Annotated in this window: 21 protein-coding genes and 1 pseudogene; 9 read left to right on the top strand and 13 right to left on the bottom strand. The window is 70.5% G+C overall.

Annotation, left to right across the window (positions count from 1 at the left end):
* Positions 1–43 precede the first annotated feature (43 nt).
* Positions 44–1,480 carry an endo-1,4-beta-xylanase gene (locus AB0N03_RS40815; protein ID WP_364384153.1) on the top strand — a complete coding sequence of 479 codons (1,437 nt, stop codon included), beginning with the start codon at positions 44–46 and terminating at the stop codon, positions 1,478–1,480.
* Between the two features lie 851 nt (positions 1,481–2,331).
* Here AB0N03_RS40815 and AB0N03_RS40810 read toward each other — a convergent pair.
* Both AB0N03_RS40810 and AB0N03_RS40805 read right to left on the bottom strand, forming a co-directional pair.
* Positions 2,332–2,931, bottom strand: a complete 600-nt coding sequence (locus AB0N03_RS40810; protein ID WP_364384151.1) for a TetR family transcriptional regulator — start codon at positions 2,929–2,931, stop codon at positions 2,332–2,334.
* On the bottom strand, positions 2,928–3,863 hold the full coding sequence (locus tag AB0N03_RS40805) for an aldo/keto reductase (protein WP_364384148.1): 936 nt from the start codon (positions 3,861–3,863) through the stop codon (positions 2,928–2,930). Before AB0N03_RS40805 ends, AB0N03_RS40810 begins: the two co-directional genes overlap by 4 nt.
* 147 nt (positions 3,864–4,010) lie before the next feature.
* Here AB0N03_RS40805 and AB0N03_RS40800 point away from each other — a divergent pair, with 147 nt between their 5' ends.
* From AB0N03_RS40800 to AB0N03_RS40785, 4 genes are all read left to right on the top strand, one after another.
* On the top strand, positions 4,011–4,283 hold the full coding sequence (locus AB0N03_RS40800) for a hypothetical protein (RefSeq protein WP_364384145.1): 273 nt from the start codon (positions 4,011–4,013) through the stop codon (positions 4,281–4,283).
* 352 nt (positions 4,284–4,635) lie between these two features.
* Positions 4,636–4,869, top strand: a complete 234-nt coding sequence (locus AB0N03_RS40795) for a phosphopantetheine-binding protein (protein ID WP_364384143.1) — start codon at positions 4,636–4,638, stop codon at positions 4,867–4,869.
* Positions 4,866–6,101, top strand: coding sequence for a beta-ketoacyl-[acyl-carrier-protein] synthase family protein (locus AB0N03_RS40790; protein ID WP_364384140.1), 1,236 nt, complete (start codon positions 4,866–4,868; stop codon positions 6,099–6,101). Before AB0N03_RS40795 ends, AB0N03_RS40790 begins: the two co-directional genes overlap by 4 nt.
* A gap of 26 nt (positions 6,102–6,127) precedes the next feature.
* Positions 6,128–6,994 carry an alpha/beta fold hydrolase gene (locus AB0N03_RS40785; RefSeq protein ID WP_364384137.1) on the top strand — a complete coding sequence of 289 codons (867 nt, stop codon included), beginning with the start codon at positions 6,128–6,130 and terminating at the stop codon, positions 6,992–6,994.
* Between the two features lie 14 nt (positions 6,995–7,008).
* Here the strand turns inward: AB0N03_RS40785 and AB0N03_RS40780 are convergent.
* A pseudogene (locus AB0N03_RS40780) lies at positions 7,009–7,164 on the bottom strand (MarR family transcriptional regulator); the annotation flags it as partial.
* A 117-nt stretch (positions 7,165–7,281) separates the two neighbouring features.
* On the bottom strand, positions 7,282–7,980 hold the full coding sequence (locus AB0N03_RS40775) for an SDR family NAD(P)-dependent oxidoreductase (RefSeq protein ID WP_364384135.1): 699 nt from the start codon (positions 7,978–7,980) through the stop codon (positions 7,282–7,284).
* Between the two features lie 113 nt (positions 7,981–8,093).
* Between AB0N03_RS40775 and AB0N03_RS40770 the strand changes: the two genes are divergently transcribed.
* Positions 8,094–8,966: a helix-turn-helix transcriptional regulator gene (locus tag AB0N03_RS40770; protein WP_364384132.1), complete on the top strand. Its 873-nt coding sequence runs from the start codon at positions 8,094–8,096 to the stop codon at positions 8,964–8,966.
* A gap of 226 nt (positions 8,967–9,192) precedes the next feature.
* Here AB0N03_RS40770 and AB0N03_RS40765 read toward each other — a convergent pair whose 3' ends face one another.
* On the bottom strand, positions 9,193–9,609 hold the full coding sequence (locus tag AB0N03_RS40765) for a hypothetical protein (RefSeq protein ID WP_364384129.1): 417 nt from the start codon (positions 9,607–9,609) through the stop codon (positions 9,193–9,195).
* Between the two features lie 276 nt (positions 9,610–9,885).
* Between AB0N03_RS40765 and AB0N03_RS40760 the strand changes: the two genes are divergently transcribed.
* The gene (locus AB0N03_RS40760) at positions 9,886–10,329 is read left to right on the top strand and encodes a hypothetical protein (RefSeq protein ID WP_364384126.1); all 444 of its coding nucleotides are present in this window, start codon (positions 9,886–9,888) and stop codon (positions 10,327–10,329) included.
* 113 nt (positions 10,330–10,442) lie between these two features.
* On the opposite strand, the gene AB0N03_RS40755 is transcribed toward AB0N03_RS40760, so the two are convergent.
* From AB0N03_RS40755 to AB0N03_RS40740, 4 genes are read right to left on the bottom strand one after another with little or no spacing between them, the layout of a single operon-like run.
* On the bottom strand, positions 10,443–10,967 hold the full coding sequence (locus AB0N03_RS40755; protein ID WP_364384123.1) for a PaaI family thioesterase: 525 nt from the start codon (positions 10,965–10,967) through the stop codon (positions 10,443–10,445).
* On the bottom strand, positions 10,958–11,917 hold the full coding sequence (locus AB0N03_RS40750; protein ID WP_364384120.1) for a patatin family protein: 960 nt from the start codon (positions 11,915–11,917) through the stop codon (positions 10,958–10,960). Before AB0N03_RS40750 ends, AB0N03_RS40755 begins: the two co-directional genes overlap by 10 nt.
* Positions 11,914–12,843: a DMT family transporter gene (locus AB0N03_RS40745; RefSeq protein WP_364384117.1), complete on the bottom strand. Its 930-nt coding sequence runs from the start codon at positions 12,841–12,843 to the stop codon at positions 11,914–11,916. The genes AB0N03_RS40750 and AB0N03_RS40745 overlap by 4 nt, the downstream gene beginning before the upstream one ends.
* A complete protein-coding gene (locus AB0N03_RS40740) occupies positions 12,840–13,793 on the bottom strand; it encodes a cysteine synthase family protein (protein ID WP_364384114.1) in 954 nt (317 codons plus the stop codon). The genes AB0N03_RS40745 and AB0N03_RS40740 overlap by 4 nt, the downstream gene beginning before the upstream one ends.
* Before the next feature lie 46 nt (positions 13,794–13,839).
* Between AB0N03_RS40740 and AB0N03_RS40735 the strand changes: the two genes are divergently transcribed.
* Positions 13,840–15,255 carry a PLP-dependent aminotransferase family protein gene (locus AB0N03_RS40735; protein ID WP_364384111.1) on the top strand — a complete coding sequence of 472 codons (1,416 nt, stop codon included), beginning with the start codon at positions 13,840–13,842 and terminating at the stop codon, positions 15,253–15,255.
* 202 nt (positions 15,256–15,457) lie between these two features.
* Here AB0N03_RS40735 and AB0N03_RS40730 read toward each other — a convergent pair whose 3' ends face one another.
* The 4 genes from AB0N03_RS40730 to AB0N03_RS40715 are packed head-to-tail and all read right to left on the bottom strand — an operon-like array spanning position 15,458 to position 18,124.
* Entirely contained in the window at positions 15,458–15,613 is a 156-nt protein-coding gene (locus AB0N03_RS40730; RefSeq protein ID WP_364384108.1) for a hypothetical protein, read from the bottom strand.
* Positions 15,614–15,652: 39 nt separating this feature from the next.
* A complete protein-coding gene (locus tag AB0N03_RS40725) occupies positions 15,653–16,459 on the bottom strand; it encodes a LuxR C-terminal-related transcriptional regulator (protein WP_364384106.1) in 807 nt (268 codons plus the stop codon).
* 6 nt (positions 16,460–16,465) lie between these two features.
* Positions 16,466–16,960: a PaaI family thioesterase gene (locus tag AB0N03_RS40720; protein ID WP_364384103.1), complete on the bottom strand. Its 495-nt coding sequence runs from the start codon at positions 16,958–16,960 to the stop codon at positions 16,466–16,468.
* A 12-nt stretch (positions 16,961–16,972) separates the two neighbouring features.
* Positions 16,973–18,124 (bottom strand): acyl-CoA dehydrogenase family protein, encoded by a 1,152-nt coding sequence (locus AB0N03_RS40715; RefSeq protein WP_364384100.1) that lies wholly within the window; start codon positions 18,122–18,124, stop codon positions 16,973–16,975.
* A gap of 341 nt (positions 18,125–18,465) precedes the next feature.
* Here AB0N03_RS40715 and AB0N03_RS40710 point away from each other — a divergent pair, with 341 nt between their 5' ends.
* Positions 18,466–19,077, top strand: coding sequence for a TetR/AcrR family transcriptional regulator (locus AB0N03_RS40710; RefSeq protein WP_364384097.1), 612 nt, complete (start codon positions 18,466–18,468; stop codon positions 19,075–19,077).
* The last annotated feature ends 16 nt before the right edge of the window (positions 19,078–19,093 follow it).

The raw sequence follows: 19,093 nt of genomic DNA, 5'->3' as shown, positions 1-19,093 counted from the left end.
GCACCCCGGCGATGACCCCCCTCAACGACGGAACGAGGTTGTCATGACCACCAGCCCATCCCGGTGGCGGTGCCTCCGGACCGCGGTCGCCGCCACGGCGACCGCCGGTCTGACGGCGAGCGCCCTGGTGCTCTTCCCCGGTGCCGCCGGGGCGGCGAGCACTCTCGGGGCCGCGGCGGCGCAGAGCGGAAGGTACCTGGGCGCCGCGATCTCCGCGAGCCACCTCGGCGAGTCGGCCTACGTGAACACGTGGACGTCGGAGTACAACGGCGTCACCCCGGAAAACGAGATGAAGTGGGCCACGGTCGAGCCGAACCGGAACCAGTTCGCCTTCGGGCCCGCGGACCAGATCGTCAGCCCGGCCCGGAGCCGGGGCATGAAGATCCGCGGGCACACGCTGGTGTGGCACGGGCAGCTGGCCGGGTGGGTGAGCGGGCTGGACGCGAGCAACCTGCGTGCCGCGATGCAGAACCACATCAGCCAGGTGGCCGGCCACTGGAAGGGCCAGCTCTACGCGTGGGACGTCGTCAACGAGGCGTTCGAGGAGAACGGCACCCGCCGGCAGTCGGTCTTCCAGCAGAAGCTCGGTGACGGCTACATCGAAGACGCGTTCCGCGCCGCCCGCACGGCCGACCCCAACGCCAAGCTCTGCTACAACGACTACAACACCGACGGCGTCAACTCGAAGAGCACCGGGATCTACAACATGGTGCGGGACTTCAAGAGCCGCGGTGTGCCGATCGACTGCGTGGGCTTCCAGAGTCACCTCGGCTCGAACTCCAACCTCAGCAGTTATCAGGCGAACCTGCAGCGTTTCGCCGACCTCGGTGTCGACGTGCAGATCACCGAACTGGACGTCGGCGGCTCGGGCTCCGGACAGGCGAACGTGTACCGGCAGGTCACCCAGGCGTGCATGGCGGTGTCCCGCTGCACCGGCATCACCGTCTGGGGTGTCACGGACAAGTACTCGTGGCGGTCGGGCGACACGCCGTTGCTGTTCGACGGCAACTACGGCAAGAAGCAGGCCTACACCGCCGTCCTCGACGTGCTCAACGGTGGTGGCGGCGGGAGCGGCGGTGACGGCGCGCTGCGCGCCGTGGCGGCGAACCGGTGCCTGGACGTGCCCAGCTCGTCGACCACGGCCGGCACTTCCCTGCAGATCTGGGACTGTCACAGCGGGACGAACCAGCAGTGGACCCGCACGAGCGCGGGGGCGCTGACCGTCTATTCCGGTGACTCGCAGCGGTGCCTGGACACCGCGGGCGGCGGGACCGCCGCCGGTACCGCGGCGGTGATCGCGAACTGCGGCGGCGGGAATGGCCAGAAGTGGACGTCGAACGCCAACGGCACCATCACGAACGGGCAGTCAGGACTCTGCCTGGACGTGAACGGCGCGGCGACCGCCAATGGGACCACCGTGATCATCTGGACCTGCAACGGCGGGGCCAACCAGCAGTGGACCGGGCCGGCGACCGCATAGATCTGCCTGCCCGGTGGCCCTCGTCGCAGTCGAGTGTCCGTGATAGGCGAGTTTCGTCCGGTGCGCCATCGCCATCACAGGGGAGGATCGGCTCGGATTGAATCGGACCATGCTGATCGAACATCAGCCCGGCGAACATGAAGAAGGCCAGCCTTTCAGGCAGGTCGTAAAAGTGCACGCCGGGCAGGAGCGCCGGCGACGGAAGGCCGATGGCACCCATCATCAGCAGCGCGGCCGACGCGCCGTAGCCGGCCCCAGTAACCCGGTCGCCGCGCGCCGCGGCGAACCCCCAGCCGCAGTGCCGACAGCGTGGTCGGCGCACTCACCCGGTCGCCGCGTTTTCTCAGCCAGACCGGGCCGCCTCCAGGGACGCCTCCGGGAAAGCGGGCCGTCGCGTCGCGCTGGTTCAGGTACTGCCCGTGGCTCACCGCCGCAGGTCGGAGCAGCGCAGCAGGTCCTGGTGGAGCTTCCGCTCACGGCGCGGGCCGCGGGATCGTGCGAGCAGTTCCAGGCGATGAGCTCGTTTCGAGCGACAGTTTCACCGGTGTCCGGTGGAATTCGCCGCTCGGTCGAACCGGGCAGCTCCGGCTCGGTCGCTTCACCTGCTGAGGGTGGTCCGGACGTCGACGCCGGTGAGTGCCGTGCAGCCGAGGAGAACGGCGCTCCGTGACGCGTGCCCACCACAGGGAGGGCACGCGTCTCCGGGAGTCGCGTCAGCCGAGGCAGGCCCGGACGGCTTTGGCGAGGTTCGTCGCCCGGGGGTCGTCGGGCCGGTAGTTCCAGCGTGTTTCGGCACGGCTCTCTTCTGGCTTGCGTCCGCAGAACCCGGGCCGCTCGTCTTGATCCGTCCGTCAAAGGGGCGGAGCCGTGGTGCCGGTTTCGCGGGTCAACGCGGCCAGTACGAGACCGCAGACGCGCGTGAACCGTTCCTCGGCGTCCGGCGCGGACCATTCGGCGGAGTGCGCGGGGTGGTGGAACGAGGTCGTGGCGTCGAATACCGCCCACGCTGTCCGTTCGGGCTGCGGGACGCCGAAACCGGCTACGATCCGGGTCAGCTGGGACAGGAGGTCCGTGACGTGCTCACCGGCGGCGGTGGCCTCTTCGCCGAGCAGGGTGCGGTAGGTTTCGAACAGTTCGGGGTCTGCGGTTACCGCGGCGCGTTTGGTGGTGAAGACGTGCCACAGCCACGCTTTCAGCCGTTCCGGAGCCGGACCGGGACCATCCGCGATCGCGACCAGTTCGGCGCGGGAGCGGTTGAGGAAGCGTCGCGCCACGGCGTCGCGCAGAGCTGTCTTGGAGGTGAAGTAGCGATACACGGCGGCATGGCTGACACCGAGCGCTCGCGCGACGTCGACCACGCCGGCTTTGCCCGCGCCGTGGCGGCGCAGGACCTCTTCGGTGGCGGCGAGGATCGTTTCCCTGTCCAGTGCCGGTTTCGGTCTGTCGGTCATCGGCGTTCACTGTCCAGCATGGCCATGAGCGGAGCCGCGTAGCGCTCACCCGCCGCCGAGCCGTCCGGGACGGCTTCGTCGATCGCCGCGAGGGTCTCCGGGGTGAGCGTCAGCTCGGCGGAGCCCACGACTTCCGGGATGCGGCTCGGTTTGCTCGCACCGACCAGCGCCACGATGTGCGGTCCTCGGGCCAGTACCCAGGCGATCGCCAGCTGGGCCACGGTCACCCCGAGCCCATCGGCGACGCGGCGCAGCCGCTCGACCAGCGTGAGATTGTGTTCCACGTTGCCGGGCTGCAGCTGGGGCAGGTGCCCGGGTGCCGGGGCGTCTGCGCGGTGGACACCCGTCAGCAGCCCGTGCGCGAGCACCCCGTAGGCGGTCACGCCGACGCCCAGCTCGCGGCAGAGCTCCAGGATCGCCCGCTCCGGGCCGCGGCTGAACAACGAGTATTCGATCTGCACGTCCGAGATCGGGTGGACCGCGTGGGCCCGCCGGATCGTGTCCGGCCCGACCTCGGACAGCCCGATGTGTCGCACGTACCCGGCCTGGACGAGGTCGGCGATCGCCCCGACGGTGTCCTCGATCGGCACGGCGGGGTCGAGCCGCGCGGGCCGGTAGATGTCCACGTGGTCGGTGCCCAGCCGCTGAAGTGAGTAGGCCAGGAAGTTCCGCACGTGCGCGGGCCGGCCTTCGAGGCCGACAAACCGCCCGCCGGGATCGCGCAGCGCGCCGAACTTCACGCTCAGCTGGACCCGATCGCGGTCCCTCGGGCGCAGGGCACGGGCGATCAGCTGCTCGTTGAGGCCGGCGTCGTAGAAGTCGGCGGTGTCGAGCAGGACGACCCCGGCATCGACGGCGGCGCGAACGGTATCGAGGGAGAGAGCGGTGTCGGTGAGCCCGGCGGCACCGAGGCCGATGGAGGAGGTGGCCACGGGTCCGAGGTTGCGTGTCTGCACGCCGCAGCGTAACAGGTTTCAGAATCTGTAACTTGTCACGCTCCGGAAGTGGAAGGATGCCGCAGCAGCCGCGCCGCCTTCTTCGCACGTCGGCGGCGTCTTCAGCGGAGGGGGTCCGGGGTGATGTCCTGGACGAACAGCTTGCCGTTCTTGCCCCGACGTGAACGTGGTAGCTGCGAACAACATCGGTTGCTGGCGATGCTGACGGCGCCGGCCGGCCCAGATGTGGATGTGGACCGGCGCGGATCGCATTCGAGACGACCAGGGGGAGACTTCGGCGCCCGCTTCGCCGCGGCGATCGGGGCGCAGGTCGCGCCGCTGGCCAAGCCCGAAGTCGTGATCGACATCCCGGATCGTCCGGAAGAGCTGACCAAAAGGAGCTGGAAGAGCTTGTGAGGCCGGCCGGGTGGGGTTCCTGAAGTCGTATCCCACCGCGTCCCCGAGGTGAACCGCCGAGGCCCGGCCGGTTCGTCACGAACCGGCCGGCTCTCGCTCGACGCCAGCGAAACCGCGTATTTTACCGGTCCCTGTCCGTGCTGCCACGAACGAGTCAATGCCCCGTGGTCGGGGGCTCGCGGTGTTCATTCGATGGTGTCATGAGGTGGAAAGCTGACCCGGCACCGCAGTAATTTTTGCTTCCGCGCGGCGTAGAACGCTGCCTTGAGGACCTCGACGACGGCGCGTCCGAGGCCATTGAGCCACCGCGAATCGGCGGTCGTGCGGAAACGGAATGGGAGTCGACAGCAGAGTGACCGTCACCGAAGAGATCACCACGCTTTTGCACCGCAACTTCGGCATCGAACCGGAGGAGGTGCGGTTCGAAGCGTCGCTGCACGACCTGGGGATGGATTCGCTGGCCCTGGAGGAATTGCGCGTCCTGCTCGAGGAACGCCTGGACATCGACCTCGAAGACGTCCAGCTGACCTCCCGGGAGACCGTGGGGCAGCTGGCGACGGCCGTCGACGAGAAGACCGCGCGGTGACGGCGCGTCCGGCAGCGGCGGTGACCGGTCTGGGCCTGGTCACCGCGGCGGGCGTCGGTGCCGGCGCGGCGTGGCGGGGAGTGACCGGGTCCGGAGCCGCCCCGGGAGTCCGCCATCGGGCGGAACTGCAGGGGTTGTCCTGCGATTTCATGTACACCGTCGACGATCTCGACACCGAAAGCGTGCTGGGGGTGCCGGCACTGCGGATGATGGACCGGTTCTCCCAGCTCGCCGTGATCGCGGCCCGGGAGGCGGTAGCCGACGCAGGTCTCGACACCTCGGTGTGGGAAACGGACCGGGTCGCGGTCGTCATCGGGTCCGCACACGGCGGCCTTCCGTTCTACGACCGGCAAAGCGCCGTCCTCGCGGAGAAGGGCGTCCGGCGGGTCTCGCCGAAACTCGCGCCCATGACCACGGTGAACAGCGCCGCCAGCAGCGTGTGCATGGACCTCGGCGCCCGCGGACCGAGCCTGAGCGTCTCCACCGCGTGTTCGTCGGGCACCGTCGCGATCGGGACCGCGCTGCAGCTGCTGCGCGCCGGAGCGTGCGACATCGTCATCGCCGGCGGCGCCGAATCCGTGTGCTCCCGGTTGCTGATCGCCAGCGCCTGTCAGATGCGGGCAGTGTCCACCCGCCGGGACGATCCGTCGACGGCGTGCCGCCCGTTCGACGCCGACCGCGACGGGTTCGTGGTGGGGGAGGGCGCCGGTCTCGTCGTTCTGGAGCGGCCCGAGCACGCCGCGGCGCGCGGAGCGCGGATCCGGGCGGGTATCGCGGGTTACGGCGCGTCCAGCGACGCGTACGCGGCCGTGGCGCCGGATCCCGAAGGCGCGGGGATCGAGCGGGCGCTGCGGACCGCACTGGCCGACGCGGGCGTGGCGACGGCCGAGGTGGGCCACGTCAACGCCCACGGCACGTCCACCGTGATGAACGACCTGATCGAGGCCACCGTGCTGCACCGGGTGCTCGGCGACCGGCCGTTGGTCACCTCGACCAAGGCGATGACCGGGCACGCGCTCGGCGCGGCCGGCGGCATCGAAACCGCGCTCACCGTGCTGGCCCTCGAGCGGCAGCTGGTGCCTCCCACAGGCAACTTCCGGACCCGGGACATCCGGATCCCGGTCGACGTCGTCGCGAAGGAAGCCCGGTCGGCCGCGTTCGAGTGCGCGGTGAAGACGTCGATGGGCTTCGGCGGCCACAACGCCGCCCTTGTCCTCACGAAGAGCTGCTGAGCCCGGTCCCGGAGCAGAAGGAGATCATGCGCGAGGAAGTGGTCCGCCCGCTGGCGCTCGGCGGAACGCGGTTCAGCTACCGGCTCCTCCGGCACCCCGGCCCGCGGGCGGAACCGGTGATCGTGCTCGGTGGCGGGTTCCAGGGCAGCCGGGGCTGGCCGCACATGGAGGACCGGATCGCCCCGGTGGCGGACTTCGTGACGGCGGACCTGCCCGGCGTGGGCGCGTCCGATTCCCTGCCGCCCGGGGCCGGAACGGAGTTCGCGGGCGCCGCGGTCGACCGGATCCTCGACGACCTCGGCGCGCCGAGGGTCAACCTGTTCGGCTACTCCTACGGCGCGGAACTGGCCTTCGGCTGCGCGCAGCGACATCCGCACCGCATCGCGCGGCTGATGCTTGGCGGCGTGGTCTCGCACACCGGCTCCGCCCAGCGGGAGTCGTTGCGGCTGGCGGCCGGTCACCTCGCGCAGGGCGATACCGAGAACTTCGCCGCGGTGGCCGCGCGGATGCAGCTGTGCCTCGACGAGGACCGCCACATTCCCCGTCGTTCTTTGGTGTACCGCTACGTCAAGCGCTCGATGCTCCACGTGGCCGTCCACGTGCCCGACGTGCTGGAGTACCTGCAGCGGTCGCTGATCAGCAGCCCGTCCTTCGACGGCGGCCTGTCCGGGGTGCCGGCCCTGGTGTTCACCGGCGAGCACGACTCCATCACCGCCCCGGAACGGCAACGCGCCTTCGCGGCCACGATCCGGGGCAGCCGCTTCGCCACCATCAAGGACTCCGACCACTGGGTCGTCCTGGAACGCGCCGCCGACGTCGCCGACCTGACCGTTCGCTTCTTCACCGACCAGCCTTGGGACGGTGCCCCGTACGTGGCGCATCTGCCTGCGTGAGCCCGTCCGCGACTCACAAACCCGCCATGCTCGAGCCTGGCCGCTTCCTCGGAGACGCTCCTCCTGTCCATTCCGAGCCGGCGTCCCAGGTCGGCCTGGCTCGGAGGCCCGAACTCTTCAATGACCGCCAGCATGCCGTAGGCGGCCTTTGAGACGCCAAGCTTCGACACGCGGTCCGCCGCAAGCTGGCCGGCAGCGCAACCGGGTACCGAGGCGGCCCGGACGCGCTGGTGCCCAAGCGGTATGCCCGGCCCGCGAGTCGGTGTTGTCGACACGGGATGAAGCTTTCAGGACCAGGCGATCTCGCCGCTCCGGGCGACGAAGCGCCCGGAGCCGGCGCCGGGTTTCTCGGTGGCCAGGCCGACGATGGCGTCGGTGCCCTCGGTGACGGTCTGCGGGCCGCGGTGGCCGTTGAGGTCGGTCGCCGTGTAGCCGGGGTCCGCGGCGTTGATCCGGATGCCGGGAAACGCTTTCGCGTACTGCGTGGTCAGCATCGTCAGCGCCGCCTTCGAGGCGGTGTAGAGCGGTGCGACGACCTTGGACTCGGCTCGCGACGGGTCGTGGGTGAGGGCGAGGGAGCCCATCCCGCTGCTGACGTTGATGATCACGGGGTCCGCCGACCGCTGCAGCAGCGGCAGGAACGCGGTGGTCGTCCGGACCACGCCGGCGAGGTTGACGTCGAAGACGCCCAGGACGTCGGCGCCGGTCAGGCCGGAGGGGTCGCCGGCCGGGCCGTGGACGCCGGCGTTGTTGATCAGCACGTCGATCGCGCCCTCGTGCGCGGTGACGTCGGCGGCCGCGGCGGCAACGGACGCGTCGTCGGTCACGTCGATCGGCACGAACCGCGCACCGACCGCGGCGGCGGCGCTCGCGCCCGCCTCCGGGTCGCGGGCGCCGACCAGCACGGTGTGGCCGGCCTGGACGAGACGGCGGGCGGTCTCGCGGCCGAGACCCTTGTTCGCTCCGGTGATGAAGGTGATCGTCATGCGGTCGATCCTCGGCCCGCCGGGCGCGGCCGGCCAGGCATGCCTCGGCGGTAGGAACAGCAGTACTACCCTCGGCCCGTGCCCGGCGGCCGTGCCCGGGGGAAGATGGGAACGTGAGCACGACACCCGGGGCCGGGCTGGGCGCGATGATCCGCACCTGGCGGGACCGCCTCCCGCCCTCCGCCGCGGCGTTGCCGGTGGGCCGCAACCGCCGCGCGGCCGGGCTGCGCCGCGAGGAGCTCGCCGACCTCGCCGGCTTGTCGGTCGACTACGTCGTCCGCCTGGAGCAGGGCCGGGCCACCACGCCCTCGGTGCAGGTGGTCGCCTCCCTCGCGCGTGCGTTGCAGCTCTCGGGCCCCGAACGGGACCACCTGTACCGGCTCGCCGGGCTCACCCCGCCCGCGGACGGCACGATCTCCGACCACATCCCGCCCGGGGTCCACCGCGTGCTCTCCCGGCTCGGCGACGTCGCGGTCGCGGTGTTCGCGGCCGACTGGCAGCTGGTCTGGTGGAACCGCAGCTGGGCCGCGCTGCTGGGTGACCCCTCGTCCGCGGAGCCCCGCCTGCGCAACTTCGCCCGCGACCGGTTCCCGCTGGGCGCGGGTCCCGCCTGTCTGGCCCAGTGGCCCGTGACCGAGCTCGACGCCGAGACCACGGACCTCGCCGTCGTAGCCGACCTGCGCCGCGCCACCGGGCGCTTCCCGCGCGATGCCCGCCTCGCCGGGCTGATCCGCGAGCTGACCGCGGGCAACCGGCGGTTCGCGCAGCTGTGGGCGACCGGCTCCGTCGCCGGTCACCGCGAGGACGAGAAGACGATCCACCACCCGTCGGTGGGACCGATCGCGGTGAACTGCGACGTGCTGGGAGACGGCGACACCGAGCTGAAGATCGTGATCATGACCGCCGTCCCGGGCAGTGCCGCCGAGACCAACCTCCGGCTGGCCGCAGCTACCGGCGCACCGGCCCCGAGGGAACAGCTCGCGTAGGTCGCCACGTTCTTCACCGAATCCCTCCGCTTCTACGTCGAAAAGGCCGTCGACGGAGGCATTCTCGAGTCACCGAAGTCGACCTGAAGAAGATCTACGGAACGGCACCGCAGTAGCCATGACCACACCCACTGGGTCCGAGGCCTACACCGGCCCTCTCGATGGCAGCCCCAATCCGACGCGCACACCTTGGCAGAGCTACGGCCCTGCTCGGCGCAGATCCCATTCAGCGGTAAATATCTCCTGTGCGAGCGTTTTGTCCGTTCTGGTCGGTCAAGCTGACTTTGACGTGGTTGGCTCCACCGGGGACATCAGCTTTGAGAGGGATGTCTTCCCCGGTAGTGGAATTGCAATGAGTGCTCGTGCTTCTGGCGTCCAGCTGAGTGGTGCCCGCAAGTGAGTAAGCGTAGAACCGTCGGCATCCGGCAGCGTGAAAAGTCGCCTGGACGCTGGCTGAACGGTTTGAGAAGAGCACGCTTCCGGTGATGTAGCTGTTTCCGTCCGCGCCGTAGACGAGGAAATCATGGGAAATCCCGGCCGGTGCGGCGGTGGCCGCGGGTGCTTCCATCAGAACCAACCCGGCGATTGCCGCGGCCACTGCCATTGCCGGCCATTGCGGTTTGAACCCGGAATTCTCCCTCATCGGCCTTGTCCCCTCATCGTGTGCTCACGGTCCCTGATAAGCCGGAATCCGTCCTACCACACAATCGTGCTCCGTGGGAGAAATGGCGTTCGCCGCACCGGCCACCAGGACTGGTCATGCGGCCGTTCGGGTGAACCGATCGATTGCCCGTCAACCAGGTAAGCGACCCGGGCGTTGGTCTTCGGTGCGCCCGGAACGACCGGGTGCAGCCGGCGACGGGAGTACTGGATGATGTTCGCGACACGAGCGGCGCGAAGCTGGTCAATGGCGGCAGGGATGGTGTTCGCCGCAGTGATCATCTCCGCTTCCCCCGCAGCGGCGAACGCGTCCCCGAAGGCGAGTTCGGCCGCGCAGGAGCCGGCCGCGACCACCAGCACGTCATACCGCTTCACCCCGGTACCCGCCAGTGGCAGGGTTTCCTGCTACGGGTACTACGGCACGTTCAAACAGGGGTCCTACGTCATGGTCGTCGACTGGGTCCACACCAGCGACGAGTGCTTCGGCATCTCCACCGACCGCACGATCTGGCACGCATGGCCCAACTCCGGAGGCTGGAAGAAAATGGGCGGCAACGGGCTCGCCGACGACGTCGCCTACGCCGTGGACGAGGGCTCCAACGGATCCAAGGGGGTCGTGGTGTGGGTGGCATCCAGCAACAAGTATTGGGTTCAGCGCTACGCCCCGCCGCTGGGCTGGACCGGAGAGTGGACGCTGGCGTAGCGGGCGCGGCGGTCGCCCATCGAATCGGCCTGCGTTCCGCTCGGCCGGCGAGTGCTCGTCCGGTTCTTGACGGAGCAAGCCACTGAACGCCGGACGCTGTTTGTCGTGCGCGATCAGACGCCTGTTTCGCCCGTTGCCGGCAAGCGCGGACGGACGACGGAACAACCTGCTGTGGCCGTCGCCAGCAGCTTGCCCGTGGAGTCCTCCAAGCGCGCTTCGGCCAGCGCGAAGTTCCGGCTTTCGTGCACCACCCGGCCGGTGGCCGTGATCTCTCCCGTGTCGGCTCGGATGGCTTTGAGGAGCCGGACCGACAGGTCGAGGGTGCTGAACCTCGCGCCGGCCGGCAGTGTCGTGTGAACGGCGCAGGCGGCCGCCGAGTCCAGCATGGTCGCGTACACGCCGCCATGGACCGTCCACATCGGATTGTAGTGGAACTCGCCGGGGAGTAGCCGGAACACCGTTTCGCCTTCGCGGGCAGAGATCAGCCGCATCCCGATCAGGTCCATCATCGGCGCGGAAGGAATCTCGCCGCGGGCCATGGCCTGCAGGAATTCTAGACCGGACAGCTCGGCTGCCGTCGCGAACTCGAGCCGGTCCGCCCAGGTGACGGTGCGCACGCGGTGGGTCGTCAGGTCCACGGCAGCTCCTCGAGGTCTGTGGTGACACCGGCGGCGGAGAGCTCACTCGACGCTGCCTGGATACCTGCGTCGACGGCCGCCCGCAGCAGGTCCGGATCCCGTTCGGTGCGGCCGATCCGCGCGCTCCCCAGCGGGGGACGGATCTGCAGTGTCGCGGGATGCGTGGCCAGAAGCCGTTCTTCTTCGGCTCGGATGACCTCGCGGCGCAGCCACGTCGCCTGGGCGCCGGGAGCGTGCCGGGCGAACCAGCGTGACGCGATCAGGCGCTCTCCGCGCGAAGGAGCGGTCACGACGGGCTCGTCCAGGCGCTTGGTGCGCAGGGCCACGACGTGGGTGGCCTGGTGCGCCAGAGCCGTCCGGATGGGGACGGCCTCGCTCACGCCCGCGTCGACGTACGTCCGTCCGCCGAGTTCGACCGGCTTGCCGGCCAGCAGCGGCATCGCCGTCGACGCCCGCAATGCGGCTTGCAGCGACGCTTGGTCGGTGACTTGGTCGTGCAGGTCGACGGCTTCGCCGGTCAAGGCGTCCGTCGCGGTCGGGTGGAACTCGACGGCGTTGCCGAGGACTTCCCCGAACCCCATCGGCATGATTTCGGTGTAGATGGTGTGGACGAGGTAGCGGGTGTCCACGACCGGGCGGCCGCGCAGCGCGCGCATCGGGGCGATCGTCGCGCCCATGATGGCCGGGTCCCACCACGCGTGCATGGTGCTTTCCGCGCGGCCGCACAGCAGCCACGCCCCGTTGAGCGCTCCCGCGGAGCTGCCGTAGACGGCGTCGAACGCCGGCAGCAGGCCGAGCCGTTCGATGGCGACGGTCATCCCGCTCGAGTACGCGCCTCGTGAACTTCCGCCTTCGATCAAGAGCACGAGCCGCGCGTCGTCGTCGCGGTGGCCCGGGGTGCTTCCGTGGTGCTTGCGGTCTCGCAGCAGCTGAAGGACGCTGTCGGTCAACGGTTCTCCTTGTGGGTCCGGACATTTCTTTCGCTGGTGACGGCGAGCAGGGCGCCGGCGACGGTGATCAGGGCGCCGACGACCTGGATCGCGGTGAAAGACTCTCCCAGGAACAAGACCGAGGTGACGGTCCCGAACACCGGCACCGCGAACATGGTGATCGTCGCGGTGACCGGGCTGACCGAGCGCAGCCCGCGGTAGTAACAGAGGTACGCGACGGCGGTCGGCCCGATCGCGAGAAAGATGACGTTCGCCCAGGTACCGGTCGAGACCGCCGTCCAATCGGTACGGGGAAGCGAGGGAAGGGCCACCAGGGCCAGCGCCACCGCACCGATCCCGGTGGCGTACGTCGTGGCGCGCAACGGCTCCATGCCGCTCAACACTTTCTTGGACGTGATGCTGTAGGCGGCCCAGCACGCGGCCGCGGCGAGATAGGCGAAGTCGCCCGCGAGGCGGGAGCCGCTCAAACCGCCGGTTCCGCCGATGCCGGCGAAGAACACGACGGCGCCGCCGACCGCTAGCGCGAGTCCGGTGACGCGTGCCGTGGAGGCGGGCTCTCGCCTGGTCACGAGAAAGAACAGCGTCGTCAGCACGGGGCTCAGCACCGGCACGATGATGACGCCATCGAGGGAAGGCGCGAGGGAAAGGCCCCAGAAGAAAAAGAAGTTGTAGGCGAATACGCCGACCAGGCCGGCCGCACCCGCGCGGGTCAGGTCGTGCCACGAGAAGCGCGCCGAACCGGGGCGAAGGCACAGCAGCACGAGGAGGATCGCGGCGCCGCCGCCGAACCGCAGGAACGCCGCGACGTCGTGGGGCAGCTCGCCGACGACGACCTTCGAGCTGGTGAAGGCCGAGCCGAACAACGCCATCGTGGTGAGCAAAGACAGGTACGGGGTGATCTCGGTCCGCTCGCGCAGGGCCGTCACGACCGCTCCCACAGGTCGGTGGACAGGTACTTCAGGCCGGAGTCCGGGATGACGACGGCCACCGTGCCGCCGGCGAGGTCGCCCCGCAGCAGCCGGAGCGCGGCGGCGACGTTGGCACCGGCGGAGCAGCCGGCGAAGATGCCTTCGCGGGTCGCCAGCAGACGCGCTGTGTTCCGGGCCTCGTCGCCGGTGACCTGGAGGTAGCCGTCAAGCGGGACGTCGTGCAGGTGGGTGAGGTCGGCCCGGCCGAAACCGCCGCCCTGGATGGGATGGTTCGGCCGGGAGGTGTCCTCGCCCGCGAGGGCCGCGGCGCCATCGGGTTCGACGGCGTAGCAACGGATGGACGGGTTGCGTTCCTTCAGGGCGAGGGTGACGCCGGCCAGGCAGCCCCCGGTGCCGACGAAGTCGGCGAACGCGTCCAGTTCGCCGCCGGCCTGTTCCCAGATCTCCGGGCCGGTGCCGGTGCGGTGGGCGTCGACGTTGCCGCGGTTCTCGAACTGGTCCGAGCGGAACGCGCCGCGCGTTTCGGTGATCCGCCGTGCCTCGGCCTCGACGAGGGTCAGGTCGGCGCCCGAAACCCGGCCGGGCACCGAGCCGGGGGCCTGGTCGACGAGCACGACCTCGGCGCCGAGCGCGGCGATCATGCGAGCGCGTTCGGCGGAACTGCCGCGGGACAGTACCGCCACGAACGGATGGCCGGTCACCGCGCAGGCGATGGCGAGCCCGGCGCCGGTGTTGCCGCTGGTCAGCTCGACCACGGGCTGGCCGGGCCGCAGCACGCCGGCTCGCTCGGCGTCCTCGATGATCCGCTTCGCGACCCGATCCTTCTTGGAGCCGCCGGGGTTGAGGTACTCCAGCTTCGCCAGCACGACTCCCTCGACGTCGTCCGAGAGCCGGTCGAGCCGCACCATCGGGGTGGCGCCGACCGCGTCGAGCACTGAGGGGAGCACGTCGACCGTTACTCTCGGGTCGACAGTAGCGCTATCATGCATCTTCATGTCCAACGATAGCAGTGCGCGGAATCTCGCCAATGCCCTGCGAGATGAGCTTCACCACTACTCGCGAGGTGAGAAGCTGCCGTCGAACCGCGCATTGGTCGAACGCTTCGGAGTCAGTCCCGTCACCGTGTCGCGGGCACTGGCGATGCTCACCGCGGAAGGACTCGTGGTGACGCGCCCGGGCGCCGGGGCGTATCGCGCGGAGCCCGCCGCCCACGAGCGGAGGACCATCGACACGTCGTGGCAGCAGGTCGCCCTCACCGCGGACGATCAGCGCGGCGTCGTCGACGCCTCGGGGCTGAGCACCAACCTCGCCGTGCCGCCGCCTGGTGTCATCTCGTTCAACGGCGGGTTCGTGCACCGGTCGCTGCAGCCGGAACGGCCGCTGGCCACCGCCTTGGCCGCGGCAGCTCGCCGGCCGGGTGCGTGGGAACGGCCGCCGCTGGAGGGGCTGACCGCGCTGCGGACGTGGTTCGCCCGGGAGCTGGGCGGCGGTCTCACCGCGGCCGAAGTGCTGATCAGCGGCGGGGGACAGGCCGCGCTGACCACGGCGTTGCGCGCGCTCGCCCCGCCGGGGTCCGCCGTGCTGGTCGAATCCCCGACGTACCCGGGCGCGCTGGCTGCGGCCCGCGCGGCCGGCTTGAGGCCCGTGCCGGTACCGGTGGACGCCGACGGCGTCCGCCTCGACCTGCTCCGCGAGGTCTTCGCCGCGACCGGCGCGAAGGTCTTCTACGCCCAGCCGCTGTTCCAGAACCCGACCGGCGCCGTCCTGGCTCCGGACCGGCGCCGCGAGGTCATCGAGGTCGTGCACGCCGCGGGCGCGTTCCTGCTCGAGGACGACTGGGCGCGCCACCTCGGCCACGATGGGCCGGTGCCGCCGCCGCTGATCGCCGACGACCCGTACGGCGCGGTCGTCCACGTCGGTTCGCTGACGAAGGTGACGTCGCCGAACCTGCGGATCGCCGCGCTCGTCGCTCGCGGCCCGGTGCGCGAACGGTTGCGGGCGATCCAGGTCGTCGACAGCTTCTTCGTGCCGCGCCCGCTGCAGGAGGCGACCCTGGACCTCGTGGGCGCGCCGGCGTGGCCCCGCCACCTGCGTGCGCTCGCCGCCGGGCTCCGGGAACGCCGCGACGCCATGGTGGCCGCGCTGCGCCGGGACATCCCGGAGCTGGCACCCGCCCGGCTCCCGACGGGCGGCCACTACCTCTGGCTCCGGCTGCCCGCCGGCACCGACGAGACCGCGGTCGTCTCCGCCGCGTGGCGAGCGGGGGTCGCGGTGTCGGCCGGGCGCGCGTACTTCGCCGCGGAGGCGCCGGCGCCGTACCTGCGCCTGGCCTTCGCCGACACCGCGGGCGCGGAAGAGATCGGCGAAGGCGTCCACCGGCTGGCCACCGCGTACGCCGAAGCCGGCTGACTCACCCGGGGCGGCGGGCACCGAGCACCGTGAGCGGAATCGTGGCCACGGTCGCGAGGGCGGCGACCAGCAGCCAGAACGGGTAGGAGACCCCCGTAAGCGAGAGCGGCGAGCACTTTGTCCAGGACGACGGCCGTCACCATGACCAGGGCCGCGGACGGGCGCGCCGCGACCAGCGCGGTGCCGATGAGGCCGAGCGCCGTCACGAGCAAGCCGACGACGGGCGCGCGCAGGTGACCGCGGTGCCAGACGCCGCCCCGGTCAGGAACCGGCCCAGGTACAGCGACGGCCACCGGAGCGGGCCGAGCATCAGGGCGAGCGAGGCGAACACCGAGATCAGCAGGGCCGGCCGGAGCACGGCCCGCCGGCCGCGGCGATCGGCGACCCGGGCTGACCGTCAAAGCAGTCCACCCAGCCGTGCGCGGTGCGCCGCGGCCGTCCGGTTGTGCACCTCCAGCTTGCGCATGGCCGACCGCAGGTACGCCTTCACGGTTTCCAGGCTGAGCCCGAGCCGGGCGGCGATCTCGAGGTTCGCGGCGCCGACCTCGACCAGTTGCAGAACGTCGATCTCCCTGGGTGAGAGCGAGAACTCCGCCTCGGGACGCACCGGTTCGCGGGAGAGGTCCGTCCGGATCCGTTCCAGCCGCGCGCGGAGCACAGGATCGGCGGTGTCCCGGATGAGCGCGGCCAGCTCGGCGAGTGCTTCGCGTGAACGGTCGGCGGGGTTGCGCCGGAGGCGCAGCTCCACATCGGACTGGAGCTGCCCGGCGACCACGACGGCGCCGCGAACCGTCCGGTCACCGATCGGGCTGCCCTCCCGCACCGCGCCGTAGAGCACGCCGCCGACCTCGCCGCGGACCAGGATCGGCACGGCGAAGACGGACGTCAGTCCCTCCTGGTGCACCGCCTGGTCGTAGTCATGGGTGATGGCCATGGTGGACGCGTAGTCGTTCACCCGGAACGGGGTGCGGCTGCGCAGGACGCAGCCGCCGAGGCCCTTTCCGGCGTGGACGACCAGCCCGCGCAACGACTCCCCGGAGTTGCCCACCAGCCGGTCGAGGACCAGCCGCACGCCGGTGGCGTCCCGGCGGGTCGCGCCGCCGAGGACGATCGGCAGGCCGGTCACCTTCCGCAGCCGCTCGAGCCGCTCGGGCAGCAGCTCGTCGATGATCCGCTGGAGCGCCGGCTCTTCTTGCCGGTTCATGTCAGTTCACTCGTCGGTGGCGAAGATCATGCACGAGCTGGTCGCGTGGGCGAGGAGCCGGTCGTTCCCGTCGCGGACCTCGGCGTGCGCGAGCGCGGTCCGCCGGCCGCGGTTGAGCACCGTGCCGATAGCGCGGATCGGCCCGAGGTCCGCGCTGAGCGGGCGCAGGTAGTGCACCGACAGATCCAGCGTGGTGTAGCCGTTGCCGACGGGCACGGTCGTCTGGACGGCGTACCCGGCCGCGCTTTCGAGCAGCGTCGCGGCGACTCCGCCGTGCACCATGCCGATCGGGTTGTAGAGGTGCTCGCCGAGCTCACCGGTCAGCACCGCGTGTCCGCGGTCGATCTCGGCGAGCCGGAACCCCAGGGTCGCGGCGATCGGCATGATCCCCGCCTCGCCGGCGTCGAGCAGGTGCCGGCTGAACGCGAGCCCGTCCATTTCGCTGCTGAGCTTGGCCAGGTCCCGCGGATCGACCCAGCTGTAGGTCCGAGTGCCTTCCATCGTGCCTCCGTTCTAGAGCCCGAGTTCGCGGGCGATGAGCATCTTCTGCACCTCGCTGGTGCCCTCGCCGACCTCGAGGATCTTGGCGTCGCGGTAGAAGCGGGCGACCGGTGCTTCGTTGATGAAGCCCATGCCGCCGAAGATCTGCGTGGCGTCGCGCGCGTTGTCCATGGCCGCGTTGGAGGAGATGAGCTTGGCGATGGCCGACTCGCGTTTGAAGGGCTCGCCGCGCAGCATCTTCGCCGCCGCCGCGTAGTAGGCGAGCCGGGCGGTGTGGGCACGGGCCGCCATCTCGGCGATCTTGAACGCGATGGCCTGGTGCTTGCCGATGGGCTGCCCGAAGGTCTCGCGTTCCTTCGCGTAGCGCAGGCATTCGTCGACGCAGCCCTGCGCGAGGCCGGTGGCGAGCGCCGAGACCGCCACCCGGCCTTCGTTGAGGATGGAGAGGAACTGCGCGTAGCCGCGGCCGAGCTCGCCGAGCAGGTTCCCGGCCGGCACCCGTACGGCGTCGAAGCCCAGTTCGCGGGTATCAGAGGCGCACCAGCCGACCTTCGAGTACGCCTTGGCGACGTGCAGGCCCGGAGAGCCGGCCGGCACGATGATGGTGGAGATCGCCTTGCCGTCGTCGTCGTCCGTGGCGGTCACGGCGGCGACGGTGATCAGCCCGGTGATGTCGGTGCCGGAGTTGGTGATGTAGGCCTTGGAGCCGGTGATGACCCAGTCGTCGCCGTCGCGGACCGCGGTCGTGCGCGCCGCGCTCGCGTCGGAGCCGGCGCCGGGCTCGGTGAGGCCGAACGCGCCGAGCGTCCGGCCGGTGCACAGCCGGGGGAGCCACTCCTGCTTCTGCTCCTCGGTGCCGAAGCGGTAGATGGGCATCGCGCCCAGGGAGACGCCGGCTTCGAGCGTGACCGCCACCGACGAGTCGACTCGGGCCAATTCCTCGACGGCGACGCACATCGCGAAGTAGTCGCCGCCCATGCCGCCGTACGCCTCGTCGAAGGGCAGGCCGAACAGGCCCATGTCACCCATCTTCGCGACGATGTCGTAGGGGAACGCCGCTCGTTCGTAGAGGTCGCCGATCACCGGCGCGACTTCGTTGCGGGCGAACGCTTCGACGGTCTTGCGCAGGGCTTCGTGTTCGTCGCCGAGCCGGTTGTCGATCATGGTGACTCCTTCGAGTCCGGGAGTGGGTGCGTCCGGCGTGGGCGAGGCCGGAGCGGGACCGCGGATCCGGCGGCGAGCCGTCCGGCGCGGTGATCGTGAGCGGGTGCGTGCCCGCTCGTCGCGACCTGTTAGCGGTCGTTAACACCGGCGATGCTAGCCGCGGTGGGTGCCGCTGTCCACCCACCGTATCGAGCTGTTCCCGTTGGTGCCCAACGATTACCCCCGTTCCAGGGTAGCGGCCCCACGTCGGCCGGTGCAGAGTGGCGGAAGTCGTAACGCTGTTCCGTATCGACGTTCCGTAACGTCTGTTCAGATCGGGAGTCAGGTGTTAGCATCACGCTGTGCCTCGGGTGAAGCAACGCACCGACGCTCTCCGCGAGCGCGGTGTGGCCAGTGCGCTGGCGCTGCTCGCCGAAGAAGGGGTGGCCGGGCTGACCACGAGGACCGTCGCCCGCCGCGCGGACGCGTCCGTCCCGGCGATCTACGAGGTCTTCGGCGACAAGGCGGGCCTCATCCGCGAGGTCTTCTTCGAGGGGTTCCGGCTGCTGGGCGACGACCTGGCGGCGCTGCCGGCGGACGCCGGGCCGCTCGAAGCCCTCCTCGCCCTCGCCGAGGCCTTCCGCCGGTTCGTCGTCACCCGTCCGGTGCTGGCCCAGATCATGTTCTCCCGCCCGTTCGTCGACTTCGACCCCACCGGGGACGAGGACAAGGCCGGCATCAAGGTGCGCAAGATCTTCGTCCAGCGCGTCCGGAACGCCGTCGAGGCGGGCGTGCTCGCCGGGGACGCGACCGACCTCGCCCACGTGTTCTTCGCCTACGTCGAGGGCATGGCCACCGCCGAAAGCGCCCGACGGCTCGGCTCGTCGAAGCAGTCGGTCGACCGCCGCTGGCGGCTCGGTTTGACCGCGCTCATCACCGGTCTCGGCCCCGCACGCCGTACCCGCTCCAAATAGGACTCGTCACCTCTCG

Origin of the sequence: Amycolatopsis sp. NPDC051061 (genome assembly GCF_040682935.1) — a bacterium.
Lineage (GTDB): Bacteria > Actinomycetota > Actinomycetes > Mycobacteriales > Pseudonocardiaceae > Amycolatopsis.
This window is presented reverse-complemented; position numbering and strand designations above follow the sequence as displayed.

Bases quoted from the DNA above. Each gene is read 5' to 3' on its own strand.
- AB0N03_RS40815 (WP_364384153.1), top strand. From the start codon at position 44: ATGACCACCAGCCCATCCCGGTGGCGGTGCCTCCGGACCGCGGTCGCC.
- AB0N03_RS40810 (WP_364384151.1), bottom strand. From the start codon at position 2,931: ATGACCGACAGACCGAAACCGGCACTGGACAGGGAAACGATCCTCGCC.
- AB0N03_RS40800 (WP_364384145.1), top strand. From the start codon at position 4,011: ATGTCCTGGACGAACAGCTTGCCGTTCTTGCCCCGACGTGAACGTGGT.
- AB0N03_RS40785 (WP_364384137.1), top strand. From the start codon at position 6,128: ATGCGCGAGGAAGTGGTCCGCCCGCTGGCGCTCGGCGGAACGCGGTTC.
- AB0N03_RS40775 (WP_364384135.1), bottom strand. From the start codon at position 7,980: ATGACGATCACCTTCATCACCGGAGCGAACAAGGGTCTCGGCCGCGAG.
- AB0N03_RS40765 (WP_364384129.1), bottom strand. From the start codon at position 9,609: ATGAGGGAGAATTCCGGGTTCAAACCGCAATGGCCGGCAATGGCAGTG.
- AB0N03_RS40760 (WP_364384126.1), top strand. From the start codon at position 9,886: ATGGTGTTCGCCGCAGTGATCATCTCCGCTTCCCCCGCAGCGGCGAAC.
- AB0N03_RS40735 (WP_364384111.1), top strand. From the start codon at position 13,840: ATGTCCAACGATAGCAGTGCGCGGAATCTCGCCAATGCCCTGCGAGAT.
- AB0N03_RS40725 (WP_364384106.1), bottom strand. From the start codon at position 16,459: ATGAACCGGCAAGAAGAGCCGGCGCTCCAGCGGATCATCGACGAGCTG.
- AB0N03_RS40720 (WP_364384103.1), bottom strand. From the start codon at position 16,960: ATGGAAGGCACTCGGACCTACAGCTGGGTCGATCCGCGGGACCTGGCC.
- AB0N03_RS40715 (WP_364384100.1), bottom strand. From the start codon at position 18,124: ATGATCGACAACCGGCTCGGCGACGAACACGAAGCCCTGCGCAAGACC.